Annotated in this window: 21 protein-coding genes; 9 read left to right on the top strand and 12 right to left on the bottom strand. The window is 64.7% G+C overall.

Translation table 11 applies throughout. The annotated features are described in order from the left end of the window. Positions 1-36 precede the first annotated feature (36 nt). A complete protein-coding gene (locus ACREP4_RS07700) occupies positions 37-729 on the bottom strand; it encodes a glutathione binding-like protein (RefSeq protein ID WP_431595589.1) in 693 nt (230 codons plus the stop codon). A 109-nt stretch (positions 730-838) separates the two neighbouring features. Here ACREP4_RS07700 and ACREP4_RS07695 point away from each other — a divergent pair, with 109 nt between their 5' ends. Both ACREP4_RS07695 and ACREP4_RS07690 read left to right on the top strand, forming a co-directional pair. Next, complete coding sequence (locus ACREP4_RS07695; RefSeq protein ID WP_431595588.1) at positions 839-1390, top strand: TIGR00645 family protein; 552 nt, start codon at positions 839-841, stop codon at positions 1388-1390. A 196-nt stretch (positions 1391-1586) separates the two neighbouring features. Next, positions 1587-2606, top strand: coding sequence for a TonB family protein (locus tag ACREP4_RS07690; protein ID WP_431595587.1), 1020 nt, complete (start codon positions 1587-1589; stop codon positions 2604-2606). A gap of 171 nt (positions 2607-2777) precedes the next feature. On the opposite strand, the gene ACREP4_RS07685 is transcribed toward ACREP4_RS07690, so the two are convergent. The 7 genes from ACREP4_RS07685 to ACREP4_RS07655 all read right to left on the bottom strand — a co-directional run bounded on the left by ACREP4_RS07685 (position 2778) and on the right by ACREP4_RS07655 (position 8415). Further along, positions 2778-2963 carry a hypothetical protein gene (locus ACREP4_RS07685; RefSeq protein ID WP_431595586.1) on the bottom strand — a complete coding sequence of 62 codons (186 nt, stop codon included), beginning with the start codon at positions 2961-2963 and terminating at the stop codon, positions 2778-2780. 264 nt (positions 2964-3227) lie between these two features. Further along, positions 3228-4412: an ABC transporter permease gene (locus tag ACREP4_RS07680; RefSeq protein ID WP_431595757.1), complete on the bottom strand. Its 1185-nt coding sequence runs from the start codon at positions 4410-4412 to the stop codon at positions 3228-3230. 5 nt (positions 4413-4417) lie between these two features. Further along, on the bottom strand, positions 4418-5173 hold the full coding sequence (locus ACREP4_RS07675; protein ID WP_431595585.1) for an ABC transporter ATP-binding protein: 756 nt from the start codon (positions 5171-5173) through the stop codon (positions 4418-4420). A 30-nt stretch (positions 5174-5203) separates the two neighbouring features. Further along, the gene (locus ACREP4_RS07670) at positions 5204-6739 is read right to left on the bottom strand and encodes an alpha/beta fold hydrolase (RefSeq protein ID WP_431595584.1); all 1536 of its coding nucleotides are present in this window, start codon (positions 6737-6739) and stop codon (positions 5204-5206) included. A 75-nt stretch (positions 6740-6814) separates the two neighbouring features. Continuing rightward, complete coding sequence (locus ACREP4_RS07665) at positions 6815-7012, bottom strand: helix-turn-helix transcriptional regulator (RefSeq protein WP_431595583.1); 198 nt, start codon at positions 7010-7012, stop codon at positions 6815-6817. A gap of 9 nt (positions 7013-7021) precedes the next feature. Next, a complete protein-coding gene (locus ACREP4_RS07660; protein WP_431595582.1) occupies positions 7022-7606 on the bottom strand; it encodes a hypothetical protein in 585 nt (194 codons plus the stop codon). Positions 7607-7854: 248 nt separating this feature from the next. Then, positions 7855-8415: a hypothetical protein gene (locus ACREP4_RS07655; protein ID WP_431595581.1), complete on the bottom strand. Its 561-nt coding sequence runs from the start codon at positions 8413-8415 to the stop codon at positions 7855-7857. Between the two features lie 115 nt (positions 8416-8530). On the opposite strand from ACREP4_RS07655, the gene ACREP4_RS07650 reads away from it, so the two are divergent. Next, positions 8531-8719: a fimbrial protein gene (locus ACREP4_RS07650; protein ID WP_431595756.1), complete on the top strand. Its 189-nt coding sequence runs from the start codon at positions 8531-8533 to the stop codon at positions 8717-8719. Positions 8720-8751: 32 nt separating this feature from the next. Here ACREP4_RS07650 and ACREP4_RS07645 read toward each other — a convergent pair whose 3' ends face one another. After that, entirely contained in the window at positions 8752-9501 is a 750-nt protein-coding gene (locus ACREP4_RS07645) for a ferredoxin--NADP reductase (RefSeq protein ID WP_431595580.1), read from the bottom strand. A gap of 100 nt (positions 9502-9601) precedes the next feature. Between ACREP4_RS07645 and ACREP4_RS07640 the strand changes: the two genes are divergently transcribed. The 3 genes from ACREP4_RS07640 to panE all read left to right on the top strand — a co-directional run bounded on the left by ACREP4_RS07640 (position 9602) and on the right by panE (position 12394). Continuing rightward, positions 9602-10555 carry an ABC transporter ATP-binding protein gene (locus ACREP4_RS07640; RefSeq protein ID WP_431595579.1) on the top strand — a complete coding sequence of 318 codons (954 nt, stop codon included), beginning with the start codon at positions 9602-9604 and terminating at the stop codon, positions 10553-10555. Beyond that, the gene (locus tag ACREP4_RS07635; RefSeq protein WP_431595578.1) at positions 10552-11346 is read left to right on the top strand and encodes an ABC transporter permease; all 795 of its coding nucleotides are present in this window, start codon (positions 10552-10554) and stop codon (positions 11344-11346) included. Before ACREP4_RS07640 ends, ACREP4_RS07635 begins: the two co-directional genes overlap by 4 nt. Positions 11347-11455: 109 nt before the next feature. Further along, on the top strand, positions 11456-12394 hold the full coding sequence (gene panE, locus ACREP4_RS07630) for a 2-dehydropantoate 2-reductase (RefSeq protein ID WP_431595577.1): 939 nt from the start codon (positions 11456-11458) through the stop codon (positions 12392-12394). 16 nt (positions 12395-12410) lie between these two features. Here panE and ACREP4_RS07625 read toward each other — a convergent pair whose 3' ends face one another. Then, positions 12411-13220: a TatD family hydrolase gene (locus tag ACREP4_RS07625; RefSeq protein WP_431595576.1), complete on the bottom strand. Its 810-nt coding sequence runs from the start codon at positions 13218-13220 to the stop codon at positions 12411-12413. 190 nt (positions 13221-13410) lie between these two features. Here ACREP4_RS07625 and hrpB point away from each other — a divergent pair, with 190 nt between their 5' ends. After that, positions 13411-16101 carry an ATP-dependent helicase HrpB gene (hrpB, locus tag ACREP4_RS07620; RefSeq protein ID WP_431595575.1) on the top strand — a complete coding sequence of 897 codons (2691 nt, stop codon included), beginning with the start codon at positions 13411-13413 and terminating at the stop codon, positions 16099-16101. Positions 16102-16216: 115 nt separating this feature from the next. Then, positions 16217-16573, top strand: coding sequence for a hypothetical protein (locus tag ACREP4_RS07615; RefSeq protein ID WP_431595574.1), 357 nt, complete (start codon positions 16217-16219; stop codon positions 16571-16573). 239 nt (positions 16574-16812) lie between these two features. On the opposite strand, the gene ACREP4_RS07610 is transcribed toward ACREP4_RS07615, so the two are convergent. After that, positions 16813-17349, bottom strand: coding sequence for a pseudouridine synthase (locus ACREP4_RS07610; protein ID WP_431595573.1), 537 nt, complete (start codon positions 17347-17349; stop codon positions 16813-16815). Between the two features lie 100 nt (positions 17350-17449). Continuing rightward, entirely contained in the window at positions 17450-18940 is a 1491-nt protein-coding gene (locus tag ACREP4_RS07605; RefSeq protein WP_431595572.1) for a PLP-dependent aminotransferase family protein, read from the bottom strand. A 65-nt stretch (positions 18941-19005) separates the two neighbouring features. Between ACREP4_RS07605 and ACREP4_RS07600 the strand changes: the two genes are divergently transcribed. Next, complete coding sequence (locus ACREP4_RS07600) at positions 19006-19251, top strand: hypothetical protein (protein ID WP_431595571.1); 246 nt, start codon at positions 19006-19008, stop codon at positions 19249-19251. Positions 19252-19254 lie beyond the last annotated feature (3 nt).

Raw genomic sequence — 19254 nt, 5'->3', positions numbered from 1 at the left:
CATCCTAGCCGAGCACCCGCGCCGATGCCCCTGACGTTAGTCCCGCTTGCCGAACAGGAGCTTGCGCTCTTCCTCGCTGAGCGGCTGCCCGGCCTGCGGGTTCACCGTAGGGCCGAGCGCGTACGCACGCTGCGTGGCCGGGCGCTCGGCGATGGCCTGGTGCCAGCGGCCCAGGTGCGGGAACGCCACAAAATCCGCCGGCAGCTTGGAATAGGCGCCAATCCACGGGTAGCTGGCCATGTCGGCGATGCCGTATTCCTCGCCGGCCAGGTAGTTGGATTCGGACAACCGCTTGTCCATCACCCGGTGCAGGCGCCGCACCTCGCTGTCGTAGCGCTCGATGGCATACGGAATGCGCTCGGGCGCGTACACATTGAAGTGGCCCATCTGCCCGCTCATGGGGCCCAACCCGCCCATCTGCCAGAACAGCCATTCCAGCGTGGCGGCACGGCCGCGCAGGTCGGCCGGCAGGAAGCGGCCGGTCTTCTCGGCCAGATACAGCAGGATCGCGCCGGACTCGAACACACTCAGCGGCGCGCCGCCGTCTGCCGGGGCGTGGTCGACGATGGCCGGCATCTTGTTGTTGGGCGAAATGGCCAGGAACTCCGGCAGGAACTGGTCGCCCTTGCCGATGTTGACCGGATGCAGGCGGTAATCCAGCCCGGCTTCTTCCAGGAACAACGTGATCTTGTGACCGTTGGGCGTGGGCCAGTAATACAGGTCGATCATCGGGAAAGCTCCAGCAGACGGGCCTTGGAGTGTAGCCACGCGCCCCGCTTGGCAGGGTTAAAACAGCCCGGTAATCTGCGTCCTTTCTTGCAACGCAGCATCCTTCTACATGTCCTCGAACGCCCCCCTGAGCCCGCTCTCCTCGCTGATCTTCGCCTCACGCTGGCTGCAGCTGCCGTTGTACCTGGGCCTGATCCTGGCGCAGTGCGTCTACGTGTTCCTGTTCGGCAAGGAGCTGTGGCACCTGATCCACTCGGCCACCGAGATGACCGAGCAGCTGATCATGCTGGCAGTGCTGGGCCTGATCGACGTGGTGATGATCTCCAACCTGCTGGTGATGGTGATCGTCGGCGGCTATGAAACCTTCGTCTCGCGCCTGCGCCTGCAAAACCATCCGGATCAGCCGGAGTGGCTGAGCCACGTCAACGCCTCGGTGCTGAAGGTGAAACTGGCGATGGCGATCATCGGCATCTCCTCGATCCACCTGCTCAAGACCTTCATCGAGATCGGCACGCTGGGCGCGGAAGGCAGCAAGTACACCGAAGCCGGCGTGTTGTGGCAGACCGTCATCCACTGCGTGTTCATCCTCTCGGCCATTGGCATTGCCTGGACCGACAAGCTGATGTCCAACAGCCACAGCAAGCCAGCCGCGCACCACTGAGGACGGCTTGGATGGGCGCCAGCGCAATGTGACGCCCATCAAACTTTCACCCGATCAACACGCCCTGCCCCCGCAGTCCGGGCCGGCGGTGCTAGATTCGCGCTTCACTGCCGTTGGACGCGGCATCGGGAAATGCCGCGTCCACATGCCCACCGGGGCCGGCCAGTCCACGTTCGTCGATTCAAGGGGATGTTTGATGTCGTACGTCACGATCCAAGGCAAGGCGCGCCTGCTGGCGCCCGTCGTTCTGCTGGCCGCATTGGCCGCCTGTTCCGGCAAGGATGAAACCGCAGCACCCACCGCCGCTACCGCCGCCGCACCTGCTACCGCACCGGCAACGGCCGCGGTCGACCAGGCCGCGTCCAACAAAGTGCAGGCCATGGACACCGCGCAGCTGCGCGATTCAGCCAGCACCGCCCTGCGCGAAAACCGCATGTATGCCCCGGCCGGCGACAACGCGATGGAGTACTACCTGGCGCTGCGCGACAAGCTGCCAGAAGACGCCTCGATCAAGAACGCGCTGACCGATCTGCAGCCCTATACCCTGATCGCCGCCGAGCAGGCCTTGGGCCGGGAAGACTTCACCGAAGCCCAGCGCCTGATCGCGATGGTGGAAAAAGTAGACCCGACCGCACCGGCTCTGCCGCGCTTGAAGCAGGGCGTCACTGGCGGCATCCAGGTCGCCGAGCGCCGCACCGTGGAAGAAGCCGACAAGGCCAAGAAGGACGCTGAAAACCGCGCCAAGCAGCAGGTCGAACAGCAACGCCTTGCCCAGCAGCAGGCAGGCGAAGCCAGCGCCGCACAGCAGCTGGCCGCGCGCCAGGAAGCCGCGCGTAAGGAAAGCGAGCGCCTGGAAGCCGAGCGCCAAGCGGCTACCCGTCGTGAATCCGAACAACGCAGCGCCGCACAGGCCGCTGCACAGCAGGCCGCCGCACCCAAGCCCGCCGCCGCAGCTGCCGCACCGGCACTGCGCGCGGTCAGTACGCCGGCCCCGCGCTATCCGGCCGACGCCCTGCGTTCGGGCACCTCCGGCGAAGTGCTGGTGGAACTCACCATCGGCACCGACGGCTCGGTCACCGACGCCCGCGTGCTGCGCGCTACTCCGGCGCGTGTGTTCGACCGTGAAGCACTGAGCGCAGTGCGCCGCTGGAAGTTCGAGCCGATTGCCAACTCGGTGACTACGCGTCGTACGTTGGCGTTTGCACCGAACAAGTAAGCGCGCGGATTCAAGCGATTCATGGAAAAGCCCGGAGCGATCCGGGCTTTTTCTTTGGCTGGACGGTCGGTGCCGGTGTTTGGGTTTTGGTGCATCAGAAAGTCAAAATCTTCCCCTCACCCCTACCCCTCTCCCGCACGCGGGAGAGGGGATGTGATCGACACATTTGGACTACTGCGTTTGCAGCGGGGAGCGCGCAGGCAAAACAACAGCAGGAAGTAGAGCGGGAGCAACGAGCAGCGTCAGGAACAGGAACAGAAGCAACGGCAACGGCAACGGCAACGGCAACGGCAACGGCAACGGCAACGGCAACGGCAACGGCAACGGCAACCGATGCTGCTGTTCTTGCTCCGTCATTCGCTCGGCTTTGGCTTGCAGCTCTTGCTTCGGCTTCGGCATTCGCTTTGGCTTTGGCTTTGGCTTTGGATTGTTCTCTTGCTCTTGCTGCTGCTCTTGCTGCTGCTCTTTCCCTTCTCCCGCACGCGGGAGAAGGTGCCCGAAGGGCGGATGAGGGCTGCTTTGACTCCTGCTTCGGCTACTCCTCCCTTCGCCCCAAAACTCTCCCCCAAAAAAAAGACCCGGATCGCTCCGGGCCTTTCTCACAACCATATCCCTGCCCTATCAGCCCGAAATGGCCAACCGCTCCTGGCGATAGCGCCACACCGCGAACAACCACAGCAAGGCAGCCAACAGCGCCGACGCGCCCAGATACACCGCCCATTGCAGACCGGATGGCATCTCGCCGCGCGTCACCTTCACCAGCATCTGGTTCTGCGACAGGAACGGCACGGCGTACTGCCACAACTGCGTGTCCTTCAGCGGGTACGCCATCAGCGCATAACCGGGCAGCATCGGCAGCATCATCAGCCACACCATGTGGCTCTGCGCTTCCTTCATGCTCTTGGCGCTCGCCGACAGGCACGTCAGCAGCGCGGTGCCGATCAACACCAGCGGCAGCAGGATCACCAGCAGCTTGCCCATGGCCGCGAAGCTCACATCCAGCGAACGCGCCGCGCCGCTGCCAATGCTCGCACTGAGCTTGAACGACAGCAGGATCAGCAGCATCGACGCCAGACCCAACACCACCGCAGCCAGCATCTTGCCGCTGACCAGCGCGCTGCGTGATGCCGGCGTTGCCAACAGCGGTTCCAGCGATTGCCGCTCGCGCTCACCGGCGGTGGTATCCATTGCCAAGTGCGAGCCACCGACGAAGGCGAACAGCATCAACACCAGCGGCAACACGATGGACAGGAAGATGCCGCGCTTGGCCTCGGCCGTGGCCAGGTCACGGATGCCGACATTCACCGGCGCCGCCACCATCGGGCTGACGCCGCGTGCAAGCAAGCGCAATGCACCCACCGATTGCCCGTACTCGCTCAGCGTGGCGCGAACGCGTGCGACCTGCACATCGCCGGTACGGCGTGTGGTGTCGGCCACGATTTCCACCTTGGCCGGTTTGCCGGCATGCCAATCCTCGGCAAAATCCGCGTCGATCACCAAGGCCACGTCTTCTTTCTGGCTGCGGATGCGGGCCTCGAAATCCTTCGGCGCCTCGGTGGCATTGATGCCACGGCTGGCGAGGAAGGCGACCAGGTTCGGCGCCTGCTGCATGCCAACCACCGACACCGTCATGTCCTTGTCCAACTGCGTTTCGGCGCGCAGGTTGGTGAGCTTGTTCATGCCCAGGAACAATAACGGATACAGCAGCGGCGCGGTCAACAAGGTCAGCAGGAAGGTGCGACGGTCGCGTGAGAAATCGCGCAGCTCCTTGCGCATCACCGTCCACATGTTGCTGAAGAATCCAATCCGGTTCATGCGTGCAGGCCCTCTTCGCTGCCGATCAACTTCACGAACGCATCTTCCAGGTTGGCCTCGTGCGCCTGTTCGCGCAGTTCATCCGGCGTTCCCTGTGCCACCACGCGGCCATGCGCAACGATGACGATGCGATCACACAGCGCCGCCACCTCCTGCATGATGTGGCTGGAAAAAATGACGCAGCGTCCTTCCTCACGCAGTTCCTTGAGGAAGCCACGCAGGCCGCGCGTGGTCATCACGTCCAGGCCATTGGTGGGTTCGTCGAGGATGACGTTGCGCGGGTCGTGGATCAGCGCGCGTGCGATGGCGGTTTTGGTGCGCTGGCCCTGGCTGAAGCCTTCGGTGCTGCGATCGAGGAAATCTTCCATCTGCAATGCTGCAGACAGACGCGCGGTGCGTGCGGCAATGTCCGCCGCCGACATGCCATGCAGTTCACCGAAGTAGTCGATGTTTTCGCGTGCAGTCAGGCGTTTGTAGACGCCGCGCGCATCGGGCAGCACGCCCAGGCTGCGGCGCACGGCATTCGGATCGATTGCCGGATCGATGCCATCCACCAGCACGCGGCCACTTTCCGGCGTCATCAACGTGTAGAGCATGCGCAGCGTGGTGGTCTTGCCAGCACCGTTGGGGCCGAGCAGACCGGTGATCTGGCCGTCGTGCGCGGTGAAGCCCACATCGTCCACGGCGATCACCGGGGTTTTGTCCTTGCCCTTGCCGGGGAAGGTCTTGCGGAGTCGTTCTGCAACGATCATTTCAGCGGATTCCTTGGCAATGCGATGACATCACGGTTCCCAGCCATTGAAGCTGGTGAACGGCGGCACGTAGTTGAGCTTGTCCAGGCAGGCACCATCCAGCGGCTTGGCATCGGCCTTTTCCACAAACTGGGCGAACAGCTTGGGCATGCAGCCCGCGCCGAGCACCGCATGGCCCTGGCCGCGCAGCACGAACAAACGGCTGTTGGGCAGATGCGTGACGATCTGCTCGCCGTAACGCGGTGGCGTCACCGGATCGAACTCACCCGCCAGCACCAGCGCCGGCACCTGCGTGGCCAGCGGCTGGTGGAAATCTGCCGGCGCCGTGCCCTTCGGCCACACCTTGCACATCGCGGCCATGCCCTGCGCCATCTGGTTGCCCAGCACCGTGTCTTCGTCACCACCGGCGGCGGCCATGCCGTCGCTGTCCTCGCTGCAGACCACCGACAACTGCATGCCCATCGCCATGCTGTCCTTCATGTCGCTCTGCAGCATCTGCGTCAGCGCCATCAGATTTTCGTAGCGACCGGCACCGGCTTCATGGATCAGCTTCGGCAGCAGCGCGGCGGCGGCGGGCATGTACGCGTACATGCGCACCAGCCCGGCCACGGTTTCCGCAGTGACCTGACCTTCGCGTTGTTCGCCACTGGTGGCATCACGGTACGTCACCGTCACCGGCTGCGCACGCAACTTGGCCAGTAGTGCGTCCAACTCAGCACGCGGGTCACCGAGCTTGTCCTTGCACGAAGCGACCTTGCTGCATTGGGCGAACTGCAGCGCCAGCGCGTCATCAAGATTGCGCGCGAAGATGTTGCCCAGCTGCAGGCTGTTGGGCACCGGCGAGTCGAGCACGATGCTGCGCGTGTGCTGCGGGTGACGCATGGCGTACTGCTGCGCCACACGCGTGCCGTAACTCACGCCATACAGATTGATCTGCGCGGCGCCAATGGCTTCGCGCACCGCATCCAGGTCGGCGACCGCATCGGTCGTCGTGTAGAAGCGCAGGTCAGCCTTCTTCGACAGTTCCGCCGCGCACTTGGCCGCTTCCGCGCCGTAGGATTCCGGCGTAGTTGCGGCATCCGGTGACGCATCGCAGGCAAGCAGGTTGGACTTACCGGTACCGCGCTGGTCCACCAGAATCACGTTGCGGTGTTTGCGCAGCTCTTTGAAGGCCGGCTCCATCTGCTGGAAGCTGTCCACCGCCGACTGACCCGGGCCACCGGCCAGGAAGAACAGCGGATCGGCCTGCAGCTCGCCCTCTTTCTCCGGCGCCAGCCAGGCGATGTTGAGCGGCACCTTGCGCCCGGCCGGGTTTGCCCGGTCTTCAGGCACCTCGAAGGTCGCGCACTGCGCTTCCATGCTGTCCTTGCTGAAGGACGAGCTCAGGCTGCACGGCAGGAACTGCAGGTTGCCCAGTACCAGCGGCTTGGCCGTGGCAGCGGCCTCCTCGGCGACAGGCTTGGCAGCGCTTGGTGCATCCGCATCGGCTGCGGGCCGGCTCATGCGGTAGCCAACAAGGCCGGCGACCACTGCGATCGCCAGAAGGGTTTGGGTCTTGCGGGACATCATCGGAACAGCCCCCACGATTGATTGAAAGAAACAAACAACGGTTCTGCCATTACCCAGACGCGGCCGGGTCGGCTATGTGACATCCGGAAAGAAAATATCCTCGATCCGCATCCCGAACAGGCGCGCGATGCGGAACGCCAGTGGCAGGCTGGGATCATACTTGCCGGTTTCCAGCGCATTGACCGTCTGCCGGGACACGTCCAGGCGTTCGGCCAACTCCCCTTGCGACCACCCTTGGGCATCGCGCAACTCACGCAGGCGGTTATCCATCTGCCACCCTCAGTGATAGCGCCGCGCGACCACGGCCTTGGCCAGCCCGTAGGCCAGACAGACCAGCGGAAACACCCAGATCATCGCCACGTTGGATGGTACGTCAATGACCTTGGCCGACTGCAGGAAGCCCCCGGTCAGATACAGCAGCGACACGAACGCCGTGGCGAAACTCACCGCTTCCAATTCAATACGCTGCTGCAGCTCATCAACATCGCGGATGTAGCGGATCATTGCCCGCAGCACCAACACCATGGGCGGCACCGGCAGCAGTGCGATCAGCGCACGCAGCAGCGTGCCATCCACCTGTTTCAGCAGCAGAATCGACACCACCAACAACAGCGCATACGCCGTCATGGCGATGACGACTTCGCGGGTATAACGCTTGCGCAACGCCTGCGGCGCGGCATCGCAATCCTCGGGCATCAGGCGCCGCAGAATCGCGGCAATCCCCAACCCCGTGGCGATGCCAAGCAGCAGCTTTGACGCTATTACGCCGCCGGCGGACGGCGCAAACTGCATCACCACCGCGCCCGACGCGGCGAGCAGCACGGCACCGGAAAGCAAGCAAAGCGATAACGCGTTACGGCTCATATCTGCTCCCGAAATTCACTGCCAGTGAAGCGAGTTTCAAATACGGAATCGTCCTTCCATTACCCGCCCGGCAATCGAGCGACTCTCCGCACCGATGGACTCGCAAAGAACACAGTTGCAGCGCTCAGGAGCTTCGCTATCGAAGCACACGCAATGTGTGCAGCGCCAAGCCCTGTAAAGCACGCTTGACACATCCTGCACCGTTCAATGCGAGCCTGTCAAGCGTACTTTACAAGCACAGTAGTTGGTCACGGCGTCGAATCACTTCGGAAGATCGCCTTGTCCAATCGCGTGATCGGGCCCAGCAACCAGAACCCCGCATGTGAATCGTGGACATAGTCATCAAAGAATCGGTCGACCTCAGCAGGAATCGGCGTGGTGCTATCGACCTCCTTCACCAGATCACGCTGGGTTTGCGATGGCCCCGTCGGTAGCGTCAACGTCGCGCCGCCAAGTGCTTTCGGCAGGGTCACCGTCTGCGGTGCATGCGCTGCGCGTGCACGCTGCAGGTCCACCTGCCAATCCTTGTTTCCTTCCTCCAGGTCCACCTTTTCCTGCGCGCTGGCGTGGCGCCAGCTGCGCAAGCGCTTCAGCTCGGCATCGCCGGTGTACTTCGCCCGCCAACGCCAGTAATGCCGCATCTGTGTCTGCATGCGGCTTTCCATATGGCCCCGTTTGCTGCCGACGACGTTTTCGCCTTTCTCATCGGGCGACGTCCACTGCAGATAGGCTGAGAAGGCGCTTTGCAGTTCAGGAGTAATGTCGAAGTCATCAATGACTTCCTGTTCCAACTCTGGAATCAGATTCATTTTTACGCCTGCATTGATGCTTTCAAAGTGCATGTCGGCAAGTGGCATCTGTGACAACAGATCGCTTCGCCCCGCACGCCCCTTGCCTTGGTCACCTGGGGAATAGCCGCCACCAATATCCGAATGCACGCCAGGATACGGCCCAGCGTCGACATCGGCGAGTGCGCAGAATCGCTGGTTGGCCGGTACGGCGCAGGACGGCCAGTTCGTCATTCCGTTGACCGCCCGCTATGTGCAGGACGGCCCAACGGTGGAGCCGGGCTCGGCCAATGCCAACGCCACCATCACCTTCAGCTATCAATGAGGTGATGTGCGTTGGCGTTGATGCTGCAGCGCTTACTTGCTGCTGACGTACTTCTCGCGGCGGATCTGCGCGGGTGGCAGGCCGGCGGCCTTCAGTGCCTCGGCAAAGGTATCGACCATGTCCGGGTTGCCGCACAGGTAGGCGATGTCGCGGGCCGGATCGGGGGCGATTTCGGCCAGTTGCTGCTGCACATAGCCCTTGCGCACGTCCGGGTGTGGATCGGCTGGCAGCTCGCGTGACAGACATGGCATGTAGCGGAAGCCCGGCGTGGCCTCGGCAAAGGCACGGAAATCCTCGCTGTACAGCAGCTCGCCGGGCGTGCGTGCGCCCTGCAGCAGCACCACTTCCACGCCGCGCTCCTCGATGGCCTGGCGCAGCAGCGGCAGCATCGAGCGGTACGGGGTGACGCCGGTGCCGGTGGCGACCAGCAGGTAGCGACCGTTGTGATCGCCCGGGTTCAGGCAGAACCGCCCGAACGGGCCGCTGCCGGTGACGTGGTCGCCCAGCTCCAGGCCTTCAAACAGTGCGGTGGCGGCGCCGCCGGGGACGAAGCTGACCGCGATATCCACCGCCTCGCCCGGCCCGAAGGCGTGGTCGTGGAGGGTGGCCAGCGAATAACTGCGCTTGGTGGCGGTGCCGTCGGCGTAGGCGAAATGCACCTGAATGAACTGGCCCGGCTGGAAATCCAGCGGTTGGCCATCGTCACGGAGGAACTGGTAATGGCCGACGCTGGGCGCCAGCATGTGGCGGCCGACCAGCTTGAGGGGGAATTGGATTGGCACGGGGGAGGAACAGTGTGTAGCCGGGCATGGGCCACGGGGCCAACTATAATAGCGGCCTTGCACCCATCCGGCGCCGTGAACCTGGCGCGAAGGCCCGAGCTTGGATTCCCGTATCTCCCCGGTCGCGCCTGCGTTGCGCGTCCACGATCTCCGCAAAACCTATGACAACGGCGTACAGGCACTGAAGGGTGTCTCGCTGGAAGTTGCCCCGGGTGACTTCTTCGCCCTGCTCGGCCCGAATGGCGCCGGCAAGTCGACCCTGATCGGCATCATTTCCTCGCTGGTGAACCTCAGTGAAGGCCAGGTGGAAGTGTTCGGCACCGACCTGGTCGGCAACCGCAGCGCGACCATGCGCCTGATCGGCCTGGTGCCGCAGGAAATCAACTTCAACCTGTTCGAGAAGCCGTTCGACATCCTGGTCAACTACGCCGGCTTCTACGGCATTGCGCGTGCCGAGGCCGAAGCGCGTGCCGAGGAAGAACTCAAGCGTGCGCACCTGTGGAACAAGGCGCACATGATGAGCCGCACCTTGTCCGGCGGCATGAAGCGGCGGTTGATGATCGCCCGCGCGATGATGACCCGCCCACGCCTGCTGATTCTGGATGAACCCACCGCCGGCGTGGATATCGAAATCCGCCGCGACATGTGGAAGACGCTGCAGGAAATCAACGCCGCCGGCACCACCATCATCCTGACCACGCATTACCTGGAAGAAGCCGAGCAGCTGTGCCGCAACCTGGCGATCATCAACCACGGTCGCATTGTCGAGCAGGGCCCGATGCGCGATCTGTTGGCCAAACTCGACGTGGAAGGTTTCGTCTTCGACATCGACGGTGAACTGCCGGCGCAACTGCCGCAGATCGAAGGCGCCACCCTAATCGCCACCGACGCACACACGCTGGACCTGGACATGCCGCGCGCGATGGATCTGAACCGCGTGTTCGCCGCACTGGCTGACGCCGGCATCCGCGTGCGTTCGATGCGTACCAAGAGCAACCGCCTGGAAGAGCTGTTCGTGCGCTTGACCGGCAACCTGGAGACCACCGCCGCATGAGTACCCCCGCTCCCGTGACCAACAGCCAACGCAACTGGGTGGCGCTGGGCACCATCGTGCGCCGCGAGATCAACCGCATCCTGCGTATCTGGGGCCAGACCCTGGTGCCGCCGGCCATCACCATGACCCTGTATTTCCTGATCTTCGGCGGCCTGATCGGCTCCAAGATCGGGCCGATGGGCGGCTACAGCTACATGCAGTTCATCGTGCCCGGCCTGGTGATGATGAGCGTCATCCAGAACAGCTACGGCAACATCAGTTCGTCATTTTTCGGCGCCAAGTTCGGCCGTCATATCGAAGAGCTGCTGGTCAGCCCGATGCCGAACTGGGTGATCCTGGGCGGCTATGTCGCTGGCGCGGTACTGCGCGGCGTGATGGTCGGTGTGATCGTGCTGATCATCGCCATGTTCTTCACCCCGGTGCGTATCCCGCATCCGTTTGTGACGCTGACCACGGTGCTGCTGGGCGCGACGATCTTCTCGCTGGCCGGCTTCATCAACGCCGTGTACGCCAAGAAGTTCGATGACGTGGCCATCGTGCCGACCTTCATCCTGACCCCGCTGACCTACCTGGGCGGCGTGTTCTATTCGGTGACCTTGTTGCCGGGCTGGGCACAGGCGATGACGCATGCCAACCCGATCTTCTACATGGTCAACGCCTTCCGTTACGGCCTGCTGGGCAGCAGCGACGTGCCGTTGTGGGTCGCGTACGCCTTGATGCTGAGCTTTGTCGCCGTACTCACCGCGCTGTCGCTATGGCTGCTCAAGCGCGGCATTGGCCTGCGTAGCTGAGGTGCATTGAGTGTTGTGAACAAACGGCGCCGAAAGGCGCCGTTTGTTTTTGCGCTTGCACCTATGATGGCCACACTCGTTTTCCGTTGATGGAAGGACATTCACCCTCATGCGTATCCTGATTCTTGGCGCCGGTGGCACCGGCGGTTACTTTGGCGGTCGCCTGGCGCAGGCCGGTGTTGATGTGACGTTCCTGGTGCGGCCAAACCGCGCCGCGCAGCTGGATCGCGATGGGCTGGTGATTCGCAGTCCACTCGGCGATGCCGCGTTTCCGGTGGCACACGTCACCGCCGACGCCTTGCCGCAGCTCGCACATGCGCGGCCGTTCGATCTGGTGATACTCAGCTGCAAGGCCTACGACCTGGACAGCTCCATCGACGCGATTGCACCGGCCGTGGGCGCCAACACCGCCGTGCTGCCCATCCTCAATGGTCTGCGTCACTACGCTGCGCTGGATGCACGCTTCGGCCGCGAGAACGTGCTGGGCGGGCTGTGCTTCATCAGCGCCACCAAGGCCGATGACGGTGCGGTGCTGCACCTGGACAAGCCCGCAAAGCTCACCTTTGGTGAACGCGATGGCAATGCGACCAGCGCGCGCGTTGCCGCGTTGGCCGCCGCCTGCGAAGCCGCTGGCGTCGATCACGTTGCCTCGGCCGATATCGCGCAGGAACAGTGGATCAAATACACCTTCCTGACCGCGCTGGCCGCCGGCACCTGCCTGATGCGTGCCGATGTTGGCAGCATCGTCGCCACCGATCACGGCACCGCGTTCATGCAGGCGTTGTATGCCGAATGCCTTGCCGTGGCCGCGCAGGCCGGGCAGCCGATTCCCGCCAAGGCGCAGGAAGGCGCGCTCGCTGCCGTGACCAAACCCGGCTCGCCGATCAAGGCTTCAATGCTGCGTGACCTGGAAGCCGGTCAACGTGTGGAAGCCGCGCATATCGTCGGCGACATGCTTGAACGCGCAGTGGCCGCCGGCCATTCCGCACCGTTGCTGCAGGCGGCCTATTGCCACCTGCAGGCGTACGAAGCGCAGCGCGCGGTGTGAAAGAAACCGCCTGCCGTCAGACCCGCGGCAGGCGGAACAAGGCGCGCGTTGCAGCAGTGGCGTTGGCGGCGGTGAGCGCCACGTCTTCGCCACGATCACGCGCGAGTTCTTCGACGATATGCGACAGGAACGCCGGCTCGTTGCGGCGGTCCTTCGGCAAGGGCCGCATCGTGCGCGGCAGCAGATACGGCGCGTCGGTTTCAATCAACAGTCGTTCGGCCGGAATGTGCTTCACCAGTTCGCGCAGGTGCGCGCCACGGCGCTCATCGCACAACCAGCCGGTGATGCCGATGTACCAATCACGATCCAGGTAATCGAACAGCTCGCGGCGCTCGGCGGTGAAGCAATGCACCACCGCCGGGCCGATCTGGCCGTCGAAGTTCTTCATCATCGCGATGAAGTCGTCATGCGCGTCGCGCTGATGCAGGAACAGCGGCTTGCCCACGCCATCAACGGCAAGGTCGGCGGAAATCTGCAGCTGACGCTCGAAGGCCTTGCGCTGCGCCGGGCGCGGCGAGAAATCGCGGTTGTAGTCCAGGCCGCATTCGCCCACCGCCACCACTTCCGGGTGCGCATGCAGCGCGCGCATCTCCGCATCGCATTCGTCGGTGTATTCGGTGGCGTGATGCGGATGCACACCGGCGGTGGCGTACAGGAATCCGGGGTGACGCCGCGCCAGCTCCAGCGCCATCGGCGAATGCTCGCGGCTGGCGCCGGTAATCAGCATCTGCACCACGCCGGCAGCGCGGGCACGCTCAAGCACCGCGTCCAGATCGCGATCAAAGGATTCGTGGGTAAGGTTGGCGCCGATGTCGATCAGTTGCATGGAGCGGAAACCAAAAGAAAGCAGTAAAGGCGGCAATTGTAGTCGTTGTCCGGAACGGCAGCCCCGCGCGGAGCGCCAACCCCTCCTCGGCCCTCCCTTGCGCATAGCGAACGGGAGGGCTGGGGAGGGGCGAGCCCGCCCGCGCAGCCATCAACATGGCTCTGCAGCAGCGGGCTTCTACAATGCGCACATGGCATCCGAATTCCCCATTTCTTCACTGCTCCCCGACATCCTCCAGCAACTGGCGGCGCATACGCGGCTGGTACTGGAAGCGCCGCCCGGCGCCGGCAAGACCACCCAGGTGCCGTTGGCGCTGCTGGAGGCGCCCTGGCTGGCGGGTCGCAAGATCATCATGCTGGAGCCGCGCCGCGTCGCCGCCCGCAGCGCCGCGTTGTTCATGGCAAACCAACTGGGCGAACCGGTCGGCGAGACCGTCGGCTACCGCATCCGTTTCGAGAACAAGGTCTCCGCGCGCACCCGCATCGAAGTCGTCACCGAAGGCATCCTGACCCGCATGCTGCAGGACGATCCGCTGCTGGAAGGCGTGGGCGCGTTGCTGTTCGACGAATTCCACGAACGCCACCTGGCCGCTGATCTCGGCCTGGCATTGGCGCTGGATGTGCAGGGCCAGTTGCGCGATGACCTGCGCATCGTGGTGATGTCAGCCACGCTCGATGGCGAGCGCTTGGCGCAGTTCCTGGAGGCGCCGCGCCTGTCCAGCGCAGGCCGCAGCTATCCGGTGGACGTGAGCCACTTCCCCGCCCGTCGCGACGAGGCGCTGGAAGCGCAGACGCGCCGCGCAGTGGAGCAGGCCCTGGCTGAGCATCCCGGCGATGTGCTGGTGTTTCTGCCGGGGCAACGGGAGATCAGCAAGGTGCAGGCGGCGTTAAGCCCCTTTCCCTCCGGGGTGAGAGCGGCCGCTGGCGAACCACTGGTTCGCAGCCCATCGAACGCCCTTGCGCCAGCGCAAGGGCCGGGGCGCGAAGCGGGGGTTGGGGAGAGGGTCGGAGGCACTGCCTCCCATACCTCCCTGCCGCACGAGGCTTCGCCCGCCCCCTCATCCGGCGTTGCGCGCCACGTTCTCCCGCAGCGAGAAGGGTTTGACGTCCTGCCGCTCCACGGCGAACTGCCCATCGAACAGCAATCGCGCGTGTTGCAGCCCGATCCGGATGGCCGACGCCGCGTGGTGCTGGCCACCAACGTGGCCGAGTCGTCGGTGACCCTGCCCGGCGTGCGCGTGGTGATCGACGCCGGACTGGCGCGCGAGCCGCGCTATGACCCCAACAGCGGTTTCTCGCGGTTGGATGCGGTGGCTATTTCGCAGGCCTCTGCCGACCAGCGTGCCGGCCGCGCCGGTCGTGTTGCCGCCGGCTGGGCGTGGCGCTTGTGGCCGCAGTCACAGCGGCTGGAGCCACAACGGCGTCCGGAAATGATGCAGGTGGAATTGGCCTCGCTGGCGCTGGAGCTGGCCGCGTGGGGCAGCGATGACCTGCGCTTTGTCGATCCGCCACCGGTCGGCGCATTGGCCGCCGCGCGCGAACTGTTACAGCGGCTGGGCGCGCTCAGCAGCGACAACACCATCACGGCATTGGGCAAACGCATGCTCGGGCTGGGCACGCATCCGCGCATGGCGGCACTGCTGTTGTCCGCCGCGAATTCCCGCGAGCAAACGCTCGCCGCCGACCTTGCCGCCTTGCTGGACGCGCGCGATCCGCTGCGCCAGGGCGGCGATGCACTGGCCGCCCGTTGGCGCGCCTTGGCGGCATTCCGCAATGGCCGTGCACCGCACGACGCCAACCGCAGTGCGTTGGCCGCCATCGACGCGGCCGCCAAACAGTGGCGACGACGTCTGCGCTGCGATGCCACGCCACCGGCTGACATCGAAGCGCACGAACTGGGCGATCTGCTCGCGCACGCCTTCCCCGACCGTATCGCCGTGCAGCATCCGAGCGATCCGATGCGCTATCAGTTGGCCAATGGCCGCAGCGCGCGCCAGTTCGACAACAGCGATTTACGCGGCGAGCCGTGGCTGGTTATCAGCGAGCTGCGTCACGACCCGCGCGATGCACTGATTCTGCGTGCGGCACCCGTCGATGAAACACGCCTGCGCGCCGACTTCCCCGAGCGCTTCAAACAACAGGACGTGGTGCGTTGGAACAGCGGCAAGCGTGCGCTGGAAGCACGCCGCGAAAGCAGCTTCGAGCGCATCGTGCTGGACAGCCGCCCCGCCGGCCAGGTGAACCCGGCCCACGCTGCACGCGCGCTCACTGATGCGGTGCGCGAGCTGGGCCTTGATGCCCTGCCGTGGACCGAGAACCTGCAGCAATGGCGCGCACGGGTGATGGGCCTGCGCCACTGGATGCCCGAGCTGGAGCTGCCCGACCTCTCCGACGCGGCCTTGCTGGAAACGCTGGACGATTGGCTGCTGCCGGCCTTCACCGGCAAGACGCGGCTGGATGCGTTGTCCGAAGAAGCACTGGGCGAGGCGCTGAAATCCGGCATCGACTGGAACGCGCGGCAGTTGATTGATCGCCATGCGCCGCTGCGCATCAGCGTGCCTTCGGGCATGGATCGCCGCATCGACTACACACTGGACGACGACGGCATCACGCCGCGCCCGCCGGTATTGGCAGTGAAACTGCAGGAGCTGTTCGGCCTGGCCGACACGCCGCGCATCGCGGACAACCGCGTGCCGTTGCTGCTGCATCTGCTGTCGCCCGGCGGCAAGCCACTACAGGTGACTGGCGACCTGAAGAACTTCTGGCAGAACACGTATGCGGAAGTGAAGAAGGAAATGAAGGGGCGCTATCCGCGCCACCCGTGGCCGGATGACCCGTGGAGCGCAACGGCGACGCATCGCGCGAAACCGCGCGGGACGTGAGCAGTTACCGTTGTTTCAGCTTCCGATCACCGCCAAGCACGCAACCGGCTAACATCCCCTACACGCCCATACAGCGAAACTGGGCATCTGACCCGCGACAACAAGGACTCCCCACATGAGCAAGTTCAGCGATATCACCGGTCCGGCGCTGGAGCGCGCGATGGAACTGGTCAACCACGCAGGCGGCAGCCTGAAGGGTGGCGGTGCCAATGCCGCCGAATGGCTCAAGGCCGGTGCAGCCATCGGTGCGATGAAGACCAGCGGCAAGGCCGTTACCCGCGTCGCCAGGCGCAACCCCGCCGCCACCATCGCCGTGGCCGCTGTCGGCGTTGGCCTGCTGGGCTACGCGCTGTACCGCAAGAACAAGCGCGACAACGAAGCCGTGGAAGCCAAGTCGCGCGCCATCGCGCAGCGTCGCCGCCACGCGGCCAGCGTCACTGATGAAACCAGCGATATCGGTAGCGACGCCTGACAGCAGGGGTTGGTGATTTGGGATTTGGGGGTTGGTAAAAGCCGGAGCAACGGCACCCCTCCCCAACCCTCCCCTTCGCGATGCGAAAGGGAGGGAGCAAAGGCAGCCTTCGCTGCGCTCCGACAAGCAGCCGCTGCAACCTGAAAGACGGCACAGAACCACTCCCTCCCTTTGCGTCAGCAAGGGGAGGGTTGGGCAAGGGTGCCGTTGCTCCGGCCAATCCCGAACTCCGGCCCCGATCAGATTTCCCGCCACTGCCCCGGCTGAAGATCACCGAGCGCATGCGGCCCCATCGACGCGCGCACCAGCCGCAGCGTTGGCAAGCCAACCGCCGCGGTCATGCGCCGCACCTGTCGGTTGCGGCCTTCGGTAATCGTCACTGCCAACCACGCATCCGGCACGGTCTTGCGGAAGCGCACCGGTGGATTGCGTTCCCACAACGTGGGCGCGATTTCCAGCAACTGCACGCCGGCCGGCAGCGTCGGGCCGTCATTGAGCTGGACGCCATCACGCAATGCCTGCAGCTTTTCCTCGCTCGGCACACCTTCCACCTGCACCCAGTAGGTCTTGGGTTGCTTGTGTTTGGGATCGGTCAAACGATGCGCGAGGCTGCCGTTGTCGGTGAGCAGCAACAACCCTTCGCTGTCGTAATCCAGACGACCCGCCGCATACACATTGGGCGGCAGGCCGAAGCCGGCCAGCGTCGCGCGCGGCGGCTGGCTGCGGTCGGTGAACTGGCACAGCACGTTGAACGGTTTGTTGAAGGCAATGAGCATCGGACGACAGCAGCGGAAAAGGCGCGGCCATTGTCCCATCCCTGTTCGGCAAACGTGCCGGCATCCGCGCCGTGCGTCAGCACGCTGGAGAATGCGCGGTTCACACCTGCCCGGTTACCCGCCGCAGCACCGTGGCCAGCGGCTTGATCGCCATTTCCATTTCCACCGGGGTATAGGCGGCAAACCCCAGCAGCAGACCCGGTTGTGGCGTCCTGGAGGCGTGCAACGCGGTGAGTCCCTGCAATGCCACGCCTGCTTGCCGCGCGCCCTCCAGCACCGCTTGTTCGTCGATACCCGGTTTGAAGAAACACGGCAGCTGCATGCCACCGGCCGGAACCTGCGGCACGACGAAGTCGGACAGATGTGCGCGCACCAGCTGCAACAAGGCATCACGCCGCGCCACATAGATGCCGCGCATGGCCCGCACATACGCGCCGAAATGCCCGGCCTCCATGAAGCGCGCCAAGGTCAGCTGGCTGAGCGTTGGGCTGTGCCCGTCCATCAAGCTGCGCGCCACCGTCATCGGTGCCACCAGTGCCGAGGGCAACACCATGTAGCCGATGCGCAGGCCCGGAAACAACGATTTGGTGAACGTGCCGATATAGACCGTCCGCTCATGCGGATCCAACCCCTGTACGCAGGCCGTGGGTTTGCCGGCGTAATGGAACTCGCTGTCGTAGTCGTCCTCGATGATCCAGGCATCGTTCTGGTTGGCCCAGTGCACCAACGCCAGGCGTCGGTCCAGTGACAGCATGGCGCCGGTGGGGAACTGGTGCGATGGCGTCAGGAACACCGCGCGGGCGTCATGTCCCTGCCGTTGCAACCGCGCCACCTGCATGCCTTCGGCATCCACGGCGATGGGCACGCGCCTCAACCCGGCAGCGTCGAAGGCCCTGCTTGCGCCGTGGTACATCGGGTCTTCAACGAGGATGCGGTCACCTGCATCGAGCAGCAGGTTGGCGCACAGCGTCAGTGCCTGCTGCGAGCTGGTCAGCACCAGCACCCGGTCGGGCGTGGCGTGGCCGCCGCGCTCCAGGTTGATGTAGTCCGCAATCGTCCGCCGCAACGACGCCATACCCTGTGCAGGGCTGTGTGCCAGCACGGCGCTGCCGTGCTCACGGATGACCTCGCGCTGCAGCCGCTCCCACACATGCAATGGAAAATTGCGTGTTTCCGGCACGCCCGGGGCAAACGGCCGGGGCGCAGACACGGTGTTGACGCCACCGGTGCCATGCAGCGCCTGACCGCGCGCGCTCAACCGGGGTGCCTGCGCTGCGGCCTGCGGTCGGCGCGGCGCGTTGGCACCGGCAAACAGCCGGGCGCGGCGCGAGACGCAGCTGCCACTGCCAACCTGCCGTTCGATGAAGCCTTCGGCGTGCAGTTGGCGGTACGCCGCTTCAACCGTGTCGCGCGATACGCCCAGCGACTGCGCCAGCGGGCGCGAGGCCGGCAACGGCCGGCCCACCTCCAGCGCACCGTCCAGGATCAGTTGGCGGATCGCCCGCTGGATGCGCCCATGCAGCGGCACGCCAGCGTGCGCCGGGTCACCGACAAATGCTTTCACCGATTCCAGCTGGGCGTGTCTGAACACCGTTTCCGACCTTGTACCGGCGCGTAAATGGTCTGCCGGATAGCCAATCAATGGAGGGGCGAAACATGCCATTGGCGGCGTACAAAGACAATCATCTCCCCCTTGCCGGATGCCCGATGCCGCCCCCACCCTCCCCGCTTAGCGCGGGGGATCTGCTGCACCCGACCATCGCCGCGCTGGTGTCGGTGATCGTCAACTACGGCGACACGTTCGTGCTGGTGTTCCAGGCGGCACGGGTGGCCGGTCTCGGCCCGGAGCTGACGGCGTCGTGGGTGTGGTCGGTCTCCACCGATGCCGCCGTGAACCGATGAAGC

The sequence above is a fragment of the Stenotrophomonas sp. genome, from assembly GCF_050737575.1.
In the GTDB taxonomy this organism is placed as follows: domain Bacteria; phylum Pseudomonadota; class Gammaproteobacteria; order Xanthomonadales; family Xanthomonadaceae; genus Stenotrophomonas.
Note: the sequence above shows the minus strand (reverse complement) of the source record. Positions and strands in the feature narration are given on the sequence as shown.